The 18,055-nt window shown below is 59.9% G+C and carries 20 protein-coding genes and 1 pseudogene; 13 read left to right on the forward strand and 8 right to left on the reverse strand.

The genetic code is table 11. From position 1 onward, the window contains the following. Positions 1 to 100: 100 nt before the first annotated feature. From secY to FHT76_RS24525, 7 genes are all read left to right on the forward strand, one after another. Positions 101 to 1,441 carry a preprotein translocase subunit SecY gene (gene secY, locus FHT76_RS24495; RefSeq protein WP_016553564.1) on the forward strand — a complete coding sequence of 447 codons (1,341 nt, stop codon included), beginning with the start codon at positions 101 to 103 and terminating at the stop codon, positions 1,439 to 1,441. Beyond that, positions 1,438 to 2,088 carry an adenylate kinase gene (locus tag FHT76_RS24500; RefSeq protein WP_183859268.1) on the forward strand — a complete coding sequence of 217 codons (651 nt, stop codon included), beginning with the start codon at positions 1,438 to 1,440 and terminating at the stop codon, positions 2,086 to 2,088. The genes secY and FHT76_RS24500 overlap by 4 nt, the downstream gene beginning before the upstream one ends. A gap of 224 nt (positions 2,089 to 2,312) precedes the next feature. Then, on the forward strand, positions 2,313 to 2,681 hold the full coding sequence (rpsM, locus tag FHT76_RS24505) for a 30S ribosomal protein S13 (RefSeq protein ID WP_007531685.1): 369 nt from the start codon (positions 2,313 to 2,315) through the stop codon (positions 2,679 to 2,681). Between the two features lie 135 nt (positions 2,682 to 2,816). After that, positions 2,817 to 3,206 carry a 30S ribosomal protein S11 gene (gene rpsK, locus FHT76_RS24510; protein WP_003547577.1) on the forward strand — a complete coding sequence of 130 codons (390 nt, stop codon included), beginning with the start codon at positions 2,817 to 2,819 and terminating at the stop codon, positions 3,204 to 3,206. Positions 3,207 to 3,306: 100 nt separating this feature from the next. Further along, the gene (locus FHT76_RS24515; RefSeq protein ID WP_007787729.1) at positions 3,307 to 4,317 is read left to right on the forward strand and encodes a DNA-directed RNA polymerase subunit alpha; all 1,011 of its coding nucleotides are present in this window, start codon (positions 3,307 to 3,309) and stop codon (positions 4,315 to 4,317) included. A 44-nt stretch (positions 4,318 to 4,361) separates the two neighbouring features. After that, positions 4,362 to 4,787 (forward strand): 50S ribosomal protein L17, encoded by a 426-nt coding sequence (gene rplQ / locus FHT76_RS24520; protein WP_183756874.1) that lies wholly within the window; start codon positions 4,362 to 4,364, stop codon positions 4,785 to 4,787. A 138-nt stretch (positions 4,788 to 4,925) separates the two neighbouring features. Continuing rightward, entirely contained in the window at positions 4,926 to 5,309 is a 384-nt protein-coding gene (locus tag FHT76_RS24525) for a VOC family protein (RefSeq protein ID WP_183756873.1), read from the forward strand. 47 nt (positions 5,310 to 5,356) lie between these two features. Here the strand turns inward: FHT76_RS24525 and msrQ are convergent, their stop codons facing one another. Continuing rightward, positions 5,357 to 6,013, reverse strand: coding sequence for a protein-methionine-sulfoxide reductase heme-binding subunit MsrQ (gene msrQ / locus FHT76_RS24530; RefSeq protein ID WP_259185922.1), 657 nt, complete (start codon positions 6,011 to 6,013; stop codon positions 5,357 to 5,359). Beyond that, positions 6,013 to 6,960 carry a protein-methionine-sulfoxide reductase catalytic subunit MsrP gene (gene msrP, locus FHT76_RS24535; protein WP_259185923.1) on the reverse strand — a complete coding sequence of 316 codons (948 nt, stop codon included), beginning with the start codon at positions 6,958 to 6,960 and terminating at the stop codon, positions 6,013 to 6,015. The genes msrQ and msrP overlap by 1 nt, the downstream gene beginning before the upstream one ends. Positions 6,961 to 7,278: 318 nt before the next feature. Here msrP and ilvD point away from each other — a divergent pair, with 318 nt between their 5' ends. Next, complete coding sequence (gene ilvD / locus FHT76_RS24540) at positions 7,279 to 9,117, forward strand: dihydroxy-acid dehydratase (RefSeq protein ID WP_259185925.1); 1,839 nt, start codon at positions 7,279 to 7,281, stop codon at positions 9,115 to 9,117. 37 nt (positions 9,118 to 9,154) lie between these two features. Here the strand turns inward: ilvD and FHT76_RS24545 are convergent. Both FHT76_RS24545 and FHT76_RS24550 read right to left on the reverse strand, forming a co-directional pair. Next, positions 9,155 to 9,456: pseudogene (locus tag FHT76_RS24545) on the reverse strand (lysozyme inhibitor LprI family protein). Between the two features lie 61 nt (positions 9,457 to 9,517). Next, positions 9,518 to 9,907 (reverse strand): YkvA family protein, encoded by a 390-nt coding sequence (locus FHT76_RS24550; protein ID WP_259185926.1) that lies wholly within the window; start codon positions 9,905 to 9,907, stop codon positions 9,518 to 9,520. A 138-nt stretch (positions 9,908 to 10,045) separates the two neighbouring features. On the opposite strand from FHT76_RS24550, the gene FHT76_RS24555 reads away from it, so the two are divergent. Next, a complete protein-coding gene (locus FHT76_RS24555) occupies positions 10,046 to 11,449 on the forward strand; it encodes a DegQ family serine endoprotease (protein WP_259185927.1) in 1,404 nt (467 codons plus the stop codon). Further along, on the forward strand, positions 11,446 to 12,762 hold the full coding sequence (locus FHT76_RS24560) for a replication-associated recombination protein A (RefSeq protein WP_183859255.1): 1,317 nt from the start codon (positions 11,446 to 11,448) through the stop codon (positions 12,760 to 12,762). The genes FHT76_RS24555 and FHT76_RS24560 overlap by 4 nt, the downstream gene beginning before the upstream one ends. Here FHT76_RS24560 and FHT76_RS24565 read toward each other — a convergent pair whose 3' ends face one another. Beyond that, positions 12,763 to 13,065: a DUF1883 domain-containing protein gene (locus FHT76_RS24565; protein ID WP_016553576.1), complete on the reverse strand. Its 303-nt coding sequence runs from the start codon at positions 13,063 to 13,065 to the stop codon at positions 12,763 to 12,765. Between the two features lie 108 nt (positions 13,066 to 13,173). Between FHT76_RS24565 and FHT76_RS41425 the strand changes: the two genes are divergently transcribed. Continuing rightward, the gene (locus tag FHT76_RS41425) at positions 13,174 to 13,383 is read left to right on the forward strand and encodes a hypothetical protein (RefSeq protein ID WP_183859253.1); all 210 of its coding nucleotides are present in this window, start codon (positions 13,174 to 13,176) and stop codon (positions 13,381 to 13,383) included. 162 nt (positions 13,384 to 13,545) lie between these two features. Here the strand turns inward: FHT76_RS41425 and dapA are convergent, their stop codons facing one another. Beyond that, complete coding sequence (dapA, locus tag FHT76_RS24575) at positions 13,546 to 14,457, reverse strand: 4-hydroxy-tetrahydrodipicolinate synthase (RefSeq protein WP_183859251.1); 912 nt, start codon at positions 14,455 to 14,457, stop codon at positions 13,546 to 13,548. Between the two features lie 440 nt (positions 14,458 to 14,897). Between dapA and FHT76_RS24580 the strand changes: the two genes are divergently transcribed. Next, entirely contained in the window at positions 14,898 to 15,788 is an 891-nt protein-coding gene (locus tag FHT76_RS24580; RefSeq protein ID WP_183859249.1) for an aminoglycoside phosphotransferase family protein, read from the forward strand. Positions 15,789 to 15,954: 166 nt separating this feature from the next. After that, positions 15,955 to 16,362 carry a DoxX family protein gene (locus tag FHT76_RS24585; RefSeq protein WP_114712294.1) on the forward strand — a complete coding sequence of 136 codons (408 nt, stop codon included), beginning with the start codon at positions 15,955 to 15,957 and terminating at the stop codon, positions 16,360 to 16,362. Between the two features lie 15 nt (positions 16,363 to 16,377). On the opposite strand, the gene FHT76_RS24590 is transcribed toward FHT76_RS24585, so the two are convergent. Both FHT76_RS24590 and FHT76_RS24595 read right to left on the reverse strand, forming a co-directional pair. Continuing rightward, complete coding sequence (locus FHT76_RS24590) at positions 16,378 to 17,154, reverse strand: DUF4239 domain-containing protein (protein ID WP_183859247.1); 777 nt, start codon at positions 17,152 to 17,154, stop codon at positions 16,378 to 16,380. A 101-nt stretch (positions 17,155 to 17,255) separates the two neighbouring features. Beyond that, the gene (locus FHT76_RS24595) at positions 17,256 to 18,047 is read right to left on the reverse strand and encodes a sulfite exporter TauE/SafE family protein (protein WP_183859245.1); all 792 of its coding nucleotides are present in this window, start codon (positions 18,045 to 18,047) and stop codon (positions 17,256 to 17,258) included. Positions 18,048 to 18,055 lie beyond the last annotated feature (8 nt).

Below are 18,055 nucleotides of genomic sequence, written 5' to 3' on the forward strand. Positions count from 1 at the left end.
GCAATCCGTCCGAAGCCCGCTTTTGAATAATTCAGAATGCTGATTCCGGGTCCTGCACCTCGCTTGGCTAGAGCCCGAAATCGGTAGCGCGGAGAATCGCATGGCGTCTGCAGCGGAACAGTTGGCTTCCAACCTCAATTTCTCGACCTTCGCCAAAGCCGAGGATCTCAAGAAGCGCCTGTGGTTCACACTGGCAGCTCTCCTCGTCTACCGGCTCGGTACCCACATTCCGCTCCCCGGGCTCAATCCAGAAGCTTATGCCCAGGCCTTCCGTGGCCAGGCAGGCGGCATTCTCGGCCTCTTCAACATGTTCTCGGGCGGCGCCGTGCAGCGCATGGCAATCTTTGCGCTCGGCATCATGCCTTACATTTCCGCTTCGATCATCGTGCAGCTGATGACGTCGGTCGTCCCGGCGCTCGAGAACCTGAAGAAGGAAGGCGAGCAGGGTCGCAAGATCATCAACCAGTACACCCGCTACGGCACGGTGCTGCTCGGTGCTCTGCAGGCCTACGGCATTTCCGTCGGCCTTGAGAGCGGCAACGGCCTCGTCGTTGATCCGGGCATCTTCTTCCGCATTTCGACGGTTGTCACGCTGCTCGGCGGCACGATGTTCCTGATGTGGCTCGGCGAGCAGATCACCTCGCGCGGTATCGGCAACGGTATTTCGCTGATCATCTTCGCCGGTATCGCTGCAGGCCTTCCGCAGGCTCTCGCCGGTACACTGGAACTTGGCCGCACCGGCGCTCTGTCGACGACACTGATTCTCGCTGTGATCATCATTGCGATTGCTGTCATCGCCATCATCGTTTTTGTCGAGCGTGCACAGCGGCGCCTGCTGATCCAGTATCCGAAGCGCCAGGTCGGCAATCGGATGTTCCAGGGCGATACCTCGCATCTGCCGCTGAAGCTCAACACCTCGGGCGTCATCCCGGCGATCTTCTCGTCCTCGTTGCTGCTGCTGCCGGCGACGCTCGCGGGCTTCGCCAACACCACATCATTGCCTGCATGGGCAACCTCGATCGTGGCCGCGCTCGGCCATGGCCAGCCGCTCTACATGCTGCTCTACGGCCTGTTGATCGCGTTTTTCGCCTTCTTCTACACGGCTATCGTCTTCAATCCGAAGGACACCGCCGACAATCTGAAGAAGCATGGGGGCTTCATTCCGGGCATCCGTCCGGGCGAGCGGACTGCCGAATACATCGATTACGTGCTGACCCGCATTACGGTGATTGGCGCGATTTACCTCGTCTTCGTGTGCATCCTGCCGGAAATTCTTGTGTCGCAAACGGGCATTCCGTTGTCCCTGGGTGGCACTTCTCTCTTGATCGTGGTTAGCGTAACTCTCGATACGGTGGCACAGATTCAGGGTCATCTGATCGCACAGCAGTACGAAGGTCTGATCAAGAAATCGAAGTTGCGCGGAGGAAAGAGGGGGCGATGAGACTCATACTGTTAGGGCCGCCGGGCGCGGGTAAGGGGACCCAGGCTCAGCGGATCGTGGAGAAGTACGGAATTCCGCAACTTTCCACGGGCGACATGCTCCGCGCAGCCGTTGCGGCAGGCACGGAAGTAGGCAAGCGTGCGAAGGCCGTCATGGACGCTGGCAAGCTTGTCTCGGATGAGATCGTCAATGCCATCGTTTCCGAGCGTCTCGACGCTCCAGACTGCGCCAAGGGCTTTATTCTTGACGGCTATCCGCGCACGTTGGTTCAGGCCGACGCGACGGAAAGCATGCTGAAGGGCAAGGGGCTCGAGCTCTCGACAGTGATCGAGATCCAGGTCGACGACAAGGTGCTGGCCGATCGGGTATCCGGCCGCTACACCTGCGCCAATTGCGGCACCGGCTATCACGATACCAATGTGAAGCCGAAGGTAGACGGTGTCTGTGATCGCTGTGGTTCGACGCATTTCAAGCGCCGCCCGGATGACAACCGCGAAACGGTCGTCACGCGCCTCCAGGCATACTACAAGGAAACCTCGCCGCTGATCGGCTACTACTATGCCAAGGGCAAGTTGAAGTCGGTGGACGGCATGGCGGACATCGATCACGTCACGAACGAGATCGAAGCCATTCTTTCGAAGCTTTAGGGCTTTGGAAATAAACTTGGCGGAAGCGGTTGCTTTTAAGCGCTGATTCCGCTAAACACCGCGCCAACTCGCGATATCTCATGCGATCGGCGCGGACTTCCCAAGGGAATTCCGGGTTCGATCGTTTTGACTTGTTGAGAACCTGAATTGTAATTGCGACCTCTTTGGGTCGTGTAACGAGACACCACTTGCCGGATGGCAACTGGAACGCAAGGAGAATAGGCGTGGCACGTATCGCTGGCGTCAACATCCCGACTGCAAAGCGCGTTGTAATCGCGCTGACGTATATCCACGGGATCGGTCCGAAATTCGCGCAGGAAATCATGGAAAAGGTTGGCCTGCCGGCTGACAAGCGCGTCCATCAGCTGACGGACTCCGAAGTCCTGCAGATTCGCGAAACCATCGACCGTGACTATCAGGTCGAAGGTGACCTGCGTCGCGAGACCTCGATGAACATCAAGCGCCTGATGGACCTCGGTTGCTACCGCGGCCTGCGTCATCGCCGTGGCCTTCCGGTCCGCGGTCAGCGCACGCATACCAATGCTCGTACCCGCAAGGGCCCGGCAAAGGCTATCGCTGGTAAGAAGAAGTAATTTCCGGGAAACCGGAGGTGAGGGGGCTGGCGGTCTGCGCCGGCCTCTTTTGAGTTTCGGGCAGGGCCGCAAGGTCTCGTTCCGGTGTAGCCGCTGGCATTACGGCGGTGAAGAGATCCAAGAAAGGGATTTTAAATGGCCAAGGAAGCCGTACGCGTTCGCCGTCGCGAACGTAAAAACATTTCGTCTGGCGTAGCTCACGTCAACTCGACCTTCAACAACACGATGATCACGATCACCGACGCACAGGGCAATGCGATTGCTTGGTCGTCTGCTGGCGCCAAGGGCTTCAAGGGCTCGCGCAAGTCGACCCCGTTCGCTGCTCAGATCGCTGCTGAAGACTGCGCCAAGAAGGCTCAGGAACATGGCATGAAGTCGCTGGAAGTTGAAGTTTGCGGTCCGGGTTCGGGTCGTGAATCCGCTCTGCGCGCGCTCCAGGCTGCCGGTTTCATGATCACGTCCATCCGCGACGTGACGCCGATCCCGCACAATGGTTGCCGCCCGCGCAAGAAGCGCCGCGTCTGATCATCGCCATTCACAACACCGGTGAGCGGCTTTTCGCTCCCGGTGCTTCTCAAGCTCGGTTGCCACGATTGGATGGTGGTAACGAACGGAAGGCAAAAATATGATTCAGAAAAACTGGCAGGAATTGATCAAGCCGAACAAGGTCGAGTTCTCTTCGAGCTCGCGCACCAAGGCGACGCTCGTAGCAGAGCCGCTGGAGCGCGGTTTCGGCCTCACCCTCGGCAACGCGCTGCGCCGCGTTCTGCTGTCCTCGCTGCGCGGTGCCGCAGTGACGGCCGTGCAGATCGATGGCGTGCTGCATGAGTTCTCGTCGATCCCGGGCGTCCGCGAAGACGTCACGGACATCGTCCTCAACATCAAGGAAATCGCCATCAAGATGGATGGCGATGACGCAAAGCGCATGGTCGTGCGCAAGCAGGGCCCGGGCGTTGTAACGGCTGGCGACATCCAGACCGTCGGTGATATCGAAATCCTCAACCCCGAGCATGTCATCTGCACGCTCGACGAGGGCGCCGAAATCCGTATGGAATTCACCGTCAACAACGGCAAGGGCTACGTTCCGGCCGACCGCAATCGCGCGGAAGATGCTCCGATCGGTCTCATCCCGGTCGACAGCCTTTATTCGCCGGTCAAGAAGGTGTCCTACAAGGTTGAAAATACCCGCGAAGGACAGGTTCTCGACTACGACAAGCTGAACATGACGATCGAAACCGACGGTTCGATCTCCGGCGAAGATGCCGTCGCTTTCGCGGCTCGCATCCTGCAGGATCAGCTTGGCGTGTTCGTCAACTTCGACGAGCCGCAGAAGGAAACCGAAGAGGAAGCAGTCACCGAACTCGCTTTCAACCCGGCGCTCCTCAAGAAGGTGGACGAACTCGAACTGTCTGTTCGCTCGGCAAACTGCCTGAAGAACGACAACATCGTCTACATCGGCGACCTCATTCAGAAGACCGAAGCAGAAATGCTCCGCACACCGAATTTTGGTCGCAAGTCGCTGAACGAAATCAAGGAAGTTCTCGCTTCCATGGGCCTGCACCTCGGCATGGAAGTGCCGGCATGGCCGCCCGAGAACATCGAAGATCTCGCCAAGCGTTACGAAGACCAGTACTAACATTCAAACGGCAGGCGGATGCCTGCAAGTGAAGGAGAATAGCAATGCGCCACGGTAAAGCCGGCCGCAAGCTGAACAGAACCGCTAGCCACCGTAAGGCAATGTTTGCCAACATGGCGGCTTCGCTCATCACGCATGAGCAGATCGTGACGACCCTGCCGAAGGCAAAGGAAATCCGCCCGATCGTTGAAAAGCTCGTCACCCTCGGCAAGCGCGGCGACCTGCACGCTCGTCGTCAGGCGATCTCGCAGATCCGCGACGCCGCTGTCGTTGCGAAGCTCTTCGACGCGATCGCTTCGCGCTACGCAACCCGCAACGGCGGCTACCTGCGTATCATGAAGGCTGGCTTCCGCCAGGGCGACAACGCTGCTCTCGCAGTCGTTGAGTTCGTTGATCGCGACACGTACGCCAAGGGCGCAGCCGACAAGGCTCGCGTTGAAGCCGAAGCTGCAGCAGCTGAAGCCGCTTAATCCTTTTCGGTTCGCCGGAAGCAAAACAGCCGGGCTGCAAAGCCCGGCTGTTTTCGTTTGTGGGCGCGCGTCTGTTGAATGAATTTCGCATCAGGGTTAGGCTCGCCGTCGCTGTCAGCGTCTCGAAGAGCGTGCAAAATGATCGACCACATAACCATTGCCGTTAGTGATCTGAAAAAGAGCAAGTTGTTCTACGAACAAGCTCTTGTCCCATTGGGCCACAAGCTCTCATTCGGGAAGGAGGGCGCGTTTTGGTCCTTCGATGTTGGCGACGGTGGGCTGTTTGAAATCCAGGAGGCAGACACGCCGCCACCCTTTACGCGCCTGCACGTGGCCTTCCGTGCACGCAACAAGGCGGAAGTTGACGCTTTCTACCAGGCTGCACTTGCGGCCGGCGCCAAGGACAACGGTGGCCCCGGCCCAAGACCGCAGTACACGCCCGACTACTACGCCTGCTTCGTCCTCGATCCCGACGGTTACAACATCGAAGCGATGATCAATCAGCCAGCCACGGACGTCTAACTGGTTGCTGGCCCGCCGCCTCGAGGGCGGCCGCAGCGTGTGGAGGATCACGAGACGGTTGCCGCTGCCCGGGTGCGTTCGCGTCCCTGACCGCGTTTGCGGCTGCGCGCAATCGGCCGCCACGAGCGGTAGAGGATGAGCATGATGATCAGGCCGACATAGATGTATTGCTCGAGGTCGAGGATCTTCGTCGAAAGCCCGAAATGCACGGCACCAGCGGCGGCGATGATGTAGACGAGGCGGTGCAGCCGCACCCAGTTCGGGCCGAGGCGACGGATCGAGAAGTTGTTGGACGTCACCGCGAGCGGAACGAGCAAGGCAAGCCCGGCCATGCCGAACATGATGAAGGGCCGCTTTAGCACATCGTTCACGACCGCAGAGAAATCGAGTGCCTGGTCGAGCACCATGTAGACCGTGAAGTGCATCAGGGCATAGTAGAAGGTCAGAAGTCCTAGAGCGCGGCGATAGCGAAGGTAGTTCCATCCGAGCAGGTCGCGCGCGGGCGAGACGGCCAGCGTCAGGATGAGGAAGCGGATCGTCCAGAGACCGAGGAACAGCTCGAACGTCTTCACCGGGTCAGCGCCCAGCTGATAGGTGGCGCCGAGATAGAAGGTCCAGGCGGCAGGCAGCAGTCCGAGAGCGTAGAGAGCCCAGACAGAGGCCGACTGCCAGCGCTTTGGAAGACTGAACGAAAAAACTGCCATCAGAAGTTCTTCCGCAGATCCATGCCGCTATAGAGGCTTGCGACCTCGTCGGCGTATCCGTTGAACGGCAGCGTGGGGTGGCGGCTCGCACCAAAGAAGCCGCTTTCGCCGATGCGCCGTTCGCTCGCCTGGCTCCAGCGCGGGTGATCGACCTCCGGATTGACGTTGGCGTAGAAGCCGTATTCTTGCGAATTGGTCACCTGCCAGGTGTTCTTCGGCTCCTTGTCCGTCAGCGTGATTCGAACGATCGACTTGATGCCCTTGAAGCCGTATTTCCACGGCACGACCAAGCGGATCGGCGCACCGTTCTGGTTCGGCAGCGTCTGGCCATAAAGACCGACGGCGAGCAGCGTCAGCGGGTGGCGAGCCTCGTCGAGCCGCAGGCCCTCGACATAAGGCCAGTCGAGCGATTGGAAGATGCCCTTCTGCCCCGGCATCTCGTCTGGGCGTACGACGGTTTCGCAGGCGACGTACTTTGCGCTCCCGAGCGGTTCCACCTTGTTGAGTAGAGAAGCGAGCGGGAAGCCGTCCCACGGAATGACCATCGACCACGCCTCGACGCAGCGCATCCGATAGGTGCGGTTCTCGATCGGGAATTCCTTCATCAGCGCTTCGATATCGAACGTGCCCGGCTTGTTGACCATGCCGTCGACCTTGATTGTCCAGGGCAGCGGCTTGAAGTCGCCGGAGAGCGCGGACGGATCACCCTTGTCGAGACCAAATTCGTAGAAGTTGTTGTAGGTCGTCACGTCCTTGAGCGGCGTCGCCTTCTCGTCAACCGTATATTTGCTGTCGATGACCGATAGTGCCGCAGCGCTGGCCTTGCCGGCGCCGTAAAGCGCCATGGCGCCTAGTGTTGCGGCGCCGAGGAACTCGCGACGCCTCAGATAAACCTGCTGCGGTGTAATCTCCGAGGAGGCGATCTTGGGGGGACGGTAGGCTGGCATCGGAAACCTCCTGAGCATGAGAGCTCGGTATAAACCTTCAACGCATCGAATGCGTCTTTGGATCATTGTTTATGCCTACTGGCCTGGCTGCGGAAAGCCAACTTTTTGTGTACGCTGTTTGATGGAATAGTCTGTAACAAAACCACTGTTCCGACCGTATATGGTCGATGCACCCGGCAGCGCAGGCGTACCGGTTTCGGCCTTCCCGGTAGTGACAGCCAACACCGTTTGCATTACGACGATTGCAAAAGCAGCGATAGCCTGGACGCTTCAGCGTCCCGCATCGCCGACGATTTCCGACACGCAAGGAATACACCAATGCCAGCTTATCGTTCCAGAACCACGACCCACGGCCGCAATATGGCGGGTGCGCGCGGCCTTTGGCGCGCAACGGGCATGAAGGATTCGGACTTCGGCAAGCCGATTATTGCGGTGGTGAACTCCTTCACCCAGTTCGTGCCCGGCCACGTCCACCTGAAGGATCTCGGCCAGCTCGTGGCCCGCGAAATCGAAGCCGCCGGTGGTGTTGCCAAGGAATTCAACACGATCGCCGTCGACGACGGTATCGCGATGGGCCATGACGGCATGCTCTATTCGCTGCCCTCGCGCGAACTGATCGCCGACAGCGTCGAGTATATGGTCAACGCCCACTGCGCCGACGCCATGGTCTGCATATCGAACTGTGACAAGATCACGCCCGGCATGCTGATGGCCTCGCTGCGCCTCAACATCCCGACGGTCTTTGTCTCCGGCGGTCCGATGGAAGCCGGCAAGGTCGTGCTGAACGGCAAGACCCATGCGCTCGATCTCGTCGATGCAATGGTTGCCGCTGCCGACGACAAGGTCAGCGACGAGGACGTCAAGGTCATCGAACGCTCTGCCTGTCCGACCTGCGGCTCGTGCTCGGGCATGTTCACCGCCAATTCGATGAACTGCCTAACCGAAGCGCTCGGGCTGTCGCTGCCCGGCAACGGCTCGACGCTGGCAACGCACGCCGATCGCAAGCGTCTGTTCGTGGAAGCCGGTCACCTGATCGTCGATCTCGCCCGCCGTTACTACGAGCAGGACGACGTCAAGGCCCTGCCGCGCACGATCGCCTCGAAGCAAGCGTTCGAGAACGCCATGGCTCTCGACATCGCCATGGGTGGCTCGACGAATACCGTCCTGCACATCCTGGCGGCCGCACACGAAGGCGAGATCGATTTTACGATGGCCGACATCGACGGGCTGTCGCGTCGCGTTCCGTGCCTCTCCAAGGTCGCCCCGGCAAAGAGTGACGTCCACATGGAAGACGTTCATCGCGCTGGCGGCATCATGTCGATCCTGGGCGAGCTCGATAAGGGCGGCCTTCTTAACCGCGACTGCCCGACCGTCCATGCCGAAACGCTCGGCGATGCGATCGACCGTTGGGATATCACCCGCACCAACAGCGAGACCGTCCGCAAGTTCTACCGCGCGGCCCCCGGCGGCATTCCGACCCAGGTTGCCTTCAGCCAGGAAGCGCGTTGGGACGAACTGGATACTGATCGCGAAAACGGCGTCATCCGCTCCGTCGAGCATCCATTCTCGAAGGACGGCGGACTGGCGGTTCTGAAGGGCAATCTGGCGCTCGACGGCTGCATTGTGAAGACGGCAGGCGTCGATGAATCCATCCTGAAGTTCTCCGGCCCAGCCAAGGTCTATGAGAGCCAGGATGCAGCCGTGAAGGCGATCCTGTCGAACGAAGTCGTCGCTGGCGATGTCGTCGTCATCCGCTACGAAGGCCCGAAGGGCGGTCCAGGCATGCAGGAAATGCTCTATCCGACGAGCTACCTGAAGTCGAAGGGCCTGGGCAAGGCCTGTGCGCTGATCACTGATGGCCGCTTCTCTGGCGGCACCTCCGGTCTGTCCATTGGTCACGTTTCGCCGGAAGCGGCAAACGGCGGCACGATCGGTCTGGTCCGCGAAGGCGACATGATCGACATCGACATCCCGAACCGCATCATCAGCCTGCGCGTCGACGACAAGGAGCTGGCGAACCGCCGCGCCGAGCAGGAGGAGAAGGGCTGGCATCCAGCCGAGCACCGCAAGCGCAACGTCACGACCGCGCTGAAGGCTTACGCAGCCTTCGCAACTAGCGCCGATCGCGGCGCGGTGCGTGATCTCGGCAGCCGCTGAGCTTCTTGTTCAAAAGGAACGTGAAATAAACCGGTCGCTAAAGCGGCCGGTTTATTTTTTTGTAGGTCTCGTCCAGCTGCTTCAGGCGCTCGTCGTAGGCGGCCTTGAGCAGGCAGCGTCCGGTCCGCATTCCTGACGCTTCATCAGCCAGGCTGTCTGCTCGTCCTGCAGCGTACCGCGTGAGCCCATCGCCATCAGTCCGGATAACAGGTCAAATGTCGTGACCATCTTGACATCCGCGTCGTTCAACGCGCGGTTCTCGCAGATCATCTTCTCATCCGGCTTCAACTCTTTTGCATCGCAGTCGAAACTCGCGGCTTGCGCCAAACCCGGTAACATCAACAGGGCGAGGGCGGTTATCGGGAGTGGGAGCTTGCGAGATTGCATCATGCATAGGTTCCTATTTGCTGACGATCCGGCCGGAAAGAGCCGTCACGACGAAGATGATGCAGCATGCCCATAGGGCAAGGATAAAGATCAAGCCGAGGCGGCTCGACGGCCGGCCGAGGCGCGCTGCCGCCCTCGTACGCAGGTCCTCCATGACATCAGCTGGAACGAGGCGAATGGCCAGCATGATGCCAAGCGGTACGATCACCAAATCGTCGAGGTATCCGAGCACAGGTATAAAATCGGGGATCAGATCGACCGGCGAAAGGGCGTAGGCCGCGACCGCACCGGCGACAGCCTTGGCAGGCCAAGGGACACGTGGGTCGCGCGCGGCAAGCCACAGCGCAACGATGTCACGCTTCAGTGACTTTGCCCATGCTTTGAGCTTTGATATCAGATGCATACCAGCCGTTCCTGAATCAATTTGGCAACTGCGTTCAGCAGTTCGTGAGCTGCCTCATTCTTCCATGCTTCCGCCCTCTTTCCTTTCTAGCGTCCGGCGTTACAACGTCTTCACAAGAGAATTTCAGAAGGAATATCCATGCATGACCTGTTGAAGCGCGCAGCCCTGCCTTTCCTGGCTCTGGTGATCGCGCTACCGGTTTCCGCCAACGCTCAAACCACGAAGACCGTGCCGCAGAGCCAGATGGAAATGCAGCTTTCCTTTGCGCCGCTCGTCAAGCAGACAGCCGGCGCGGTGGTGAACGTTTATGCTGAGAAGACAGTGCGCCGACAATCTCCCTTTGCCGGCGATCCCTTCTTCGAGCAGTTCTTCGGCCAGCAGATGCCGAACCGCAGCGAGAAGCAATCTTCACTGGGATCGGGCGTCATCGTTGAGGCGAACGGCACGATCGTTACCAACAACCACGTCGTGGAAGGCGCAGATGATATCAAGATCGCGCTCTCCGACGGACGCGAGTTTCCATGCAAGGTCGTCTTGAGAGACGACCGGGTCGACCTCGCCGTTCTCAAGGTCGATACGAAGGAAACCTTCCCGACGCTCCAGCTTGGTAATTCCGATGCCGTCGAGGTCGGTGATCTGGTGCTGGCGATTGGCAACCCATTTGGCGTCGGCCAGACAGTCACGAGCGGTATTGTTTCGGCCCTGGCGCGCAACCAGGTCGTGAAGAACGAGTTCGGCTTCTTCATCCAGACTGACGCGTCGATCAACCCCGGCAATTCCGGCGGCGCGCTGATGAACATGAAGGGCGAGCTGATCGGCATCAACACGGCGATCTTCTCGCGCGGTGGCGGCTCAAACGGTATCGGCTTTGCGATTCCTGCCAATCTCGTCAAGGTATTCCTCGCCTCGGCCGATGCCGGCGTGAAGTCGTTTGAGCGGCCTTATGTCGGCGCCACGTTCGATGCGGTGACATCCGAGGTTGCCGAAGCGCTCGGGCTCAACAAGGCGCGCGGCGCCCTCATCGTCAAGGTGACAGACGGCAGCCCGGCGGCAAAGGCCGGATTGAAGGCAGGGCAGATCGTGTCCGCCGTCGATGGCATTCCGGTCGAGCACCCGGACGCGCTTCTCTATCGCCTGACGACAGCCGGTCTCGGCAAATCGGTGCAATTGACTGTGGTGGAGAACGGCCGCGAGCAACAAATCGCCCTTGCGCTCGACAGAGCCCCTGAGACCGCCCCGCGCGATCAGCGCACGATTGGCGGCCGTACGCCCTTTACCGGCGCCGTGGTCGAAAACCTGTCGCCTCGCGTCGCGGACGAACTGCGCATGCCCTCGGAATCGACCGGCGTTGTGGTTTCCGAAGTCACGGAGGACTCCCTTGCTGCCCGTCTCGGCTTTGAGCCCAAGGACATCATCATTTCGATCAATGGTGCGGAAGTGAAGACCACCAAGGAACTCGCGGCGATCGCCGACGAAGATCCCAACTTCTGGCGCGTTGAGATCGAGCGCGATGGTCAGCGCATCCGACAGTTCTTCCGATGAGCGATGACCTCTTTGCACCCCGTATTCCTGAAGAGGTCGCCAATCGGCGGCCTCTCGCAGATCGCCTGCGGCCACGTTCGCTTTCGGAGGTCACTGGTCAGGAGCATTTGACCGGAGAGGACGGCGTGTTGCGGCGGATGATCGAGAGCGGTTCGCTAGGCTCGATGATTTTCTGGGGACCGCCCGGAACCGGCAAGACGACCGTTGCCCGGTTGCTGTCGGGTGAAGCCGGCCTGGCGTTCGAGCAGATATCGGCGATCTTTTCCGGTGTGGCGGACCTCAAGAAGGTATTCGAGGCGGCGCGTTTGCGTCGGATGGACGGCCGGCAGACGCTCCTCTTCGTCGACGAGATCCATCGCTTCAACAGGGCACAGCAGGACAGCTTCCTTCCGGTAATGGAAGACGGCACCGTCATCCTCGTCGGCGCGACGACCGAGAATCCCTCTTTCGAACTGAACGCGGCGTTGCTGTCGCGCGCACGTGTGCTGACCTTCAAGTCGCATGACGATGACAGTCTCCTGGAGTTGCTGAAGCGCGCAGAGGCGGCGGAAGGAAAAGCGCTGCCGCTGACGGACGATGCGCGGGCAAGTCTGCTGCGAATGGCAGACGGGGATGGTCGCGCCGTGCTGACGCTTGCCGAGGAGGTATGGCGCGCTGCGCGAGAGACAGAAACCTTCGACACCGAGGGCCTGACGCGGATCGTACAGCGCCGCGCGCCCGTCTATGACAAGGCCCAGGATGGCCACTACAATCTCATTTCAGCACTGCACAAGTCTGTTCGCGGTTCCGACCCCGACGCCGCGCTCTACTATCTCGCTCGCATGTTCGACGCGGGCGAAGATCCGCTTTACCTCGGGAGGCGTCTCGTCCGCATGGCGGTCGAGGACATCGGCCTTGCCGATCCGCAAGCGCTAGTGATCTGCAATGCCGCGAAGGATGCCTATGACTACCTCGGCTCGCCCGAGGGCGAGCTGGCGTTGGCGCAGGCGTGCGTTTATCTGGCAACCGCGCCGAAGTCGAACGCGGTCTACACGGCCTTCAAGGCTGCGACGATGGCTGCCAAGCAGAATGGGTCGCTCCTGCCGCCGAAGCATATTCTGAACGCCCCCACGAAGCTGATGAAGGGGGAAGGTTACGGCGAGGGCTATCGCTACGATCACGATGAACCGGACGCCTTTTCCGGCCAGGACTATTTCCCGGAGAAGATGGGCCGGCAGACCTTTTACGATCCGCCGGAGCGCGGTTTCGAACGGGATATCCGCAAGCGGCTTGAATGGTGGGCGAAGCTCAGGAAAGAGCGCAATCAGCGCTGATCAGGAAGCGCGCATCTGCCCCGCAGGCGCGACGAGCTTTACGGCCGATTCCGCCAGGCCGTGATGGCCTTCCATGTCCACGACGAGATGCCAGTGGCCGCTATCGGGAATGGAAAGGCGGATGGGAGATTTCCGCGCGACACCGCCCACATATTTGAAGTCGAGGACTTCGGTAAAGCGCTGATAGTTCGGCGCCGTCATCAGGCGCACGTTCGCAACGGCGTTCAACGTCACCTCGATGATCGTCCCGGCGCGCTGTTCATTCAGATCGTAGTGGGTAAAGCGGAAATTCGGTTTCGGCATCGGTCTGTGGCGTGGCTCGTCTCTGCCTGCACCATAGGCCATTGCAGTTAAGGAAGCGTTTGCCGTCTTGCGGCGAGCCAGCAGCCCGCCGCCGCGAAGGTCGTATTAGTGGATATCGTTGTCGCCGCGGTCGAGCGCTGTGAACGGCAAGATAATGCCATCGGCTGCGCGGCAGATCTGCTCGGGGTGATGATCACACTCGTCTGCTGCAAAATGACGGGCGGCGTGCTCGCTGATGAATACGCCTCCAACGAGCCCCTGACGGTCCTGTACGACCCAGCGACCGTTTCGATCCTGGCCAATGGTAAAGCGTGCTGAACTTTGACGTTGGAGAGGCTCGATTTTGAAAGCAGATTGAAGAGAAGGCATCGATTTTCCTTTCGAATTGTCTTCTGCCCCTCGGGGCAGTGCCACATGCATGAAGCTAATGGCACCCGCATGCGTCTTCCATTGGTCTTGATAGGAGAAAATATAAAAATATCATATAGATAAGTACGAATCGTGAGCATCGGAAGCGCGCAGCATGGCTTGCGATATCGACTGCTTCTCGTTAGCATCGACGGCGAGGAGTGGCAGACGAACCTCCGGATCAATCAACCGCAAGGTCTGCAGGGCGTGTTTGATCGCAGCTGGGTCTGCATCTGCGCCCAACACGGCTGTTAGCGGAGCCAACCTGTCCTCGAGCAAGCGCGCAGCCGGCAGATTGCCGCCGCAGGCCGCCTGCTGCAACGACGCATAGAGACGTGGGTACAGGTTTGCGCCGGCGGAGATGACGCCGCTGCCGCCTGTGCTCAGAAAGGATCGTGCGGTTGCGTCGCAATCGGAAAGAAGCAAGAAACGCTGACGCCAGTCCGGCGGCAGGGCACGTGCAGCGCCGCTGCCGTCGGCAAGGAGAAAGCCGATGACTGACGGGATATCGGCGAGGGCTTTCAGCGCCGGTAACGTCATATCGATGGCCGTGCGGAGCGGATTGTTCTCGACGATCAGCGGGAGGCTGGTTGCGAAGGCAAGCTGAGCGAAGTGACTGGCGATCCCCTTCTGACCCGGTTTTGAATAGTAGGGTAGCGTGACGAGGGCCGCCGCCGCACCCAGTTCTTCGGCATCGCGTGTCAAGGCGATCGTGCTTGCGGTCGCATTTGTACCGGTTGCTGCAATCACGGGAACACGCCCAGCGGCAACCCGGACGCAGGTAAGGATAACTGCGGCGCGCTCGCTTCTGGTGAGCGTCGCCCCTTCGCCGGTCGGTGTGCAGACCGCAAGCCCGTCAACGCCACTTTGGATCTGCCACTCTACGAGTTGCTCCAGCGTGGAAAGATCGGCCGCTCCCTCCCGAAACGGTGTGACAAGCGCCGTCGTTGTGGGGCCGAGGCGCAATGTTCTGTCTGCGGGCATACTCTGCTCAGAAGCTGCCGAGGATGACGTAGAGTTCGACCGCGGCTAGCACGAGGCCGAACAGCACCAGCGCCTGAGCGGTTCGTCGTTCGCGCATTTGCCGTTTCGGTGTCGTGCGTCGCGGGCGGGCGATTGGAGCGTTCGATAGCATGAAGTCTCGCATGGCATTCAACCTTCGCATTTCCTGGGAAGGCTAACGCCGCTCACGGTAGGAATTCCATTCGGCTGCGAGCGCGGACATATAGAAATCACATAAAGGAAGGGGGCAGGCCAAAGCTGACCGCTTCAGATAAAATTCCCGAAATTGCAGATAGTTGTCGCAAGATTCCGAATCATCCTCTTAGGAACTTGATTCAACGTCGGAGGAGCCGAAGGCAAACCGATGGTTGATCTCGGCGGCGAAACCCGAACAATATGCCCGTAGAAGGAGTGCCAGGATAATGGATGCCCCGGTAATCGATACGGCACTGGTGCGTCGGCTGATTGCCACGCAATTTCCAAGATGGTCCGCTCTGCCAATCAGACCGGTTGAGTTTGGCGGATGGGACAACAGGACCTTTCATCTGGGCGCCGGCATGACGGTTCGGCTGCCGAGCGCTGCTCACTACGCCGATCAGGTCGCCAAGGAGCAGCAATGGCTCCCGATCCTTGCATCGCAGCTGCCGTTGCCCATACCCGTGCCGCTGGCGATGGGACGGCCGGACGAGAGCTACCCGTGGCCATGGTCCGTCTATGAATGGCGTGATGTTGAGACGGCGCTGGTGGAACGCATTGACGACCTGAAAGAATTCGCCGGCACATTGGCCGGCTTCCTCGATGCACTGCAGGCAGCAGACGCGACTGGAGGACCGCCGCCCGGCCCGCATAACTTCTTTCGCGGCGGATCGCTGGATGTGTACGACGGGCAAACGCGCGAAGCGCTTTTTCGCCTGGATGGCAGGATCGATACACGAGCTGCAACGGAGGTCTGGGAATTCGCGCTGTCGACTTCATGGCAGAACGCGCCGGTCTGGTTCCATGGTGACATTGCTTACGGCAACCTTCTGGTCAAGGACGGACGGCTCGATGCCGTCATCGATTTTGGGACGTCCGGCGTCGGCGACCCGGCTTGCGACCTGGCAATCACCTGGCACCTCTTTGCGGGAGAGAGCCGGCAGGTTTTTCGCAAAGCCCGTGCGCTGGATCCGGGCACCTGGGCGAGGGGCCGCGGTTGGACGTTGTGGAAGGCCCTGATAGTCGCCGCCGGCATGGCGGGCGCAAATCCCGCAGACATCAAGAAGTCCTGGCAAGTCATTGAAGACGTGCTGGCCGATCACTTGGCTTGGGCCTGACATGACGCAGTGTCGGCTCGCCAGAAGAAATAATGCTCGCGGCTTGTCGGATGGGAGCATCCGGCGGCGTCCTTTGGGCGAAGGCTGAAGGCATCGCCCAGAGTTGATGTGGTAGCCGGAAGCCTCGACAATTTTGCTGAACGGCTTCGGCCGGGGGAGAGATGACATGAGCAAGACATTTGCAGTTCTGCTGGCGCGACTGATCTTTGGCGCCGTTTTCGCGATGGCCATGAGCTTCAAGTTCATGGATATGCAATCCACCGCAAGCTATATCGCTGCGGCAGGCTTTCCATTCCCGCTTTTTCTGGCGTGGGTGGCGGCCTTCTTCGAACTGGCTCTGACGCTGGCCTTCCTGACGGGAGCCTTCTTTTCGGAAGCTTCCTTCCTTGCGGGTATCTACGTCGTGTTTCTGGCCTTTGCGTTCCACGGCCCGAGCCACTGGAGTGGCAATCAGGCAGAGTTTGGCTTCTTTATCGATCACTTCACCTTCCTGGCCGGATTGCTATTTGCTGCCGTCCACGGTCCGGGAGACACGCTGGTCGTCAGGACGCGGTCCCCGCTTCTGGCTCGGTAGCAATGGACGGTCGCACTATCCGGAGGCGGGTGGTGTCGCCAATTCGTCGAGCAGGCGTTCGAACGCCGTCGGCTTCAGGGTAGCCGGCGGATTGTACGGGTCAGAGAACGCGTAGATGAAGAAGAGGATGATGCCTGTGAACGCGCCGAGCACCGACAGCAGCAGCAGGTTTCGTGCATCGGGCGGATATGGATAGTAGCCGAGTGCCATGAACACAACGCCCGAGACTGCTGCGAACCAGAAGATGCTGCTGATGGAGTCGGTGCCGCTGTTTTCGCGTTTATCCCGTGACTCAGCGATGCTGTGGACGTCGATCAGCATGTGTTCGCGAATGCTTTGTTGACGCGCGTTGGTTGGCGTCAGGTCGAGCACCCGCTGGTAGACATTGTCCCATTTGTTCCAAGCCGTCGGAGAGAGCTGCCCGGTTCGTCCAAGCATTTGCCATTCTTCATCGACAACGATCTGCACGTATTCGAAGAGCGCTTGCTGGATGGGGGCGGCTTTATCGTCGGCGCCGTAACGGTTGGCATCGAAATATATATCGGCAATGGCGTTCGCTTCGGTGACGCTCTCGAACTTCAATTGCTGATACTCGATCATCTCCTGCGCGAAGACGAGAGCGAGGATGAGCGCATGCAATGACGAGATGCGCATGACGACGGCGCCGGCAAGTTCCCTGTCCTTACCGGTCGGATCGCCGCCCATGATCAGACGCATCAGAAAATAAAAGCTGAGCGTTACGACGATCGTCCCGCCAACAAAGGCAATGCCAAAAAAGACAACGGCACTCATGCGCGCTCCCCCAAAGGTCACTGGTGACTTTAGGGGGCGGACGAATTTTGATCAACGATGGTTGCACCACAGCGCGGCTTTATCGCTTCGAGGGCGTCGAGCTATCGCAGGATCTCGTCGAGCGCTGGCATTCCCAATATGGCGGAGGCCGCGATCAGCAGATAGCAGATCGTCCGGAACGTGCTCTCCTTGGCGAGCCCAAACAGCTTCGAGCCGGCATAGAGGCCGATGGCGTAGCTCGGCAGGATAACAATGGTCAGTGCAAAGACGGCGTCAACGAAAAGTCCGCCGAAGTAGTAGCTGACGACGCTGAAGCAAGTTGAAATCGCGAAATAGAGAATGATGTTTGCGCGGACCCGGCCAAAATCGGTCTTGCCGCCGAGCCAGTAGGCAACGACCGGCGGCCCGCCGAGCTGCGCTGCGCCGCTGAAAAGGCCCGCAATGAGACCTGTCAGGGACGTGAGCGGCATTCGTGGTTCGCCGTGGTAGCGCCAACCGGAAACAAGTAGTGCGAGCAGACAAACGGCAACTGCCGTAATCGCCCAGCGCAGTGAAAGTGGATCCATCAAGGCGAGCGTCGCCGTCCCGGCCGGTACGCCAAGGAATGCGCCTGCAGCCATCGTGAAGACTTCACGGCGGTTAGCGCTGCGCCAGGCAGGTGGGATCATACCGAGCGTTGCCAGTCCGTCTATGACAAGCAGGACTGGCGAGATCAGCTTTGGGCCGATGATGGCTCCACCCAGCGGAACGAAGATCAGCGCTGCACCGAATCCGGAGAAGCCGCGCGCAAGCCCGGCAATCAAGGCAATGGCAATGAGCGACAGAATGCCGTGATCCGGCAAGGCGGCGACAAACCACGCGCTCGTGCTCGCCAGCAGCGTATCAAACGACATCGATTGGT

It is taken from the genome of Rhizobium sp. BK176, from assembly GCF_024808055.1.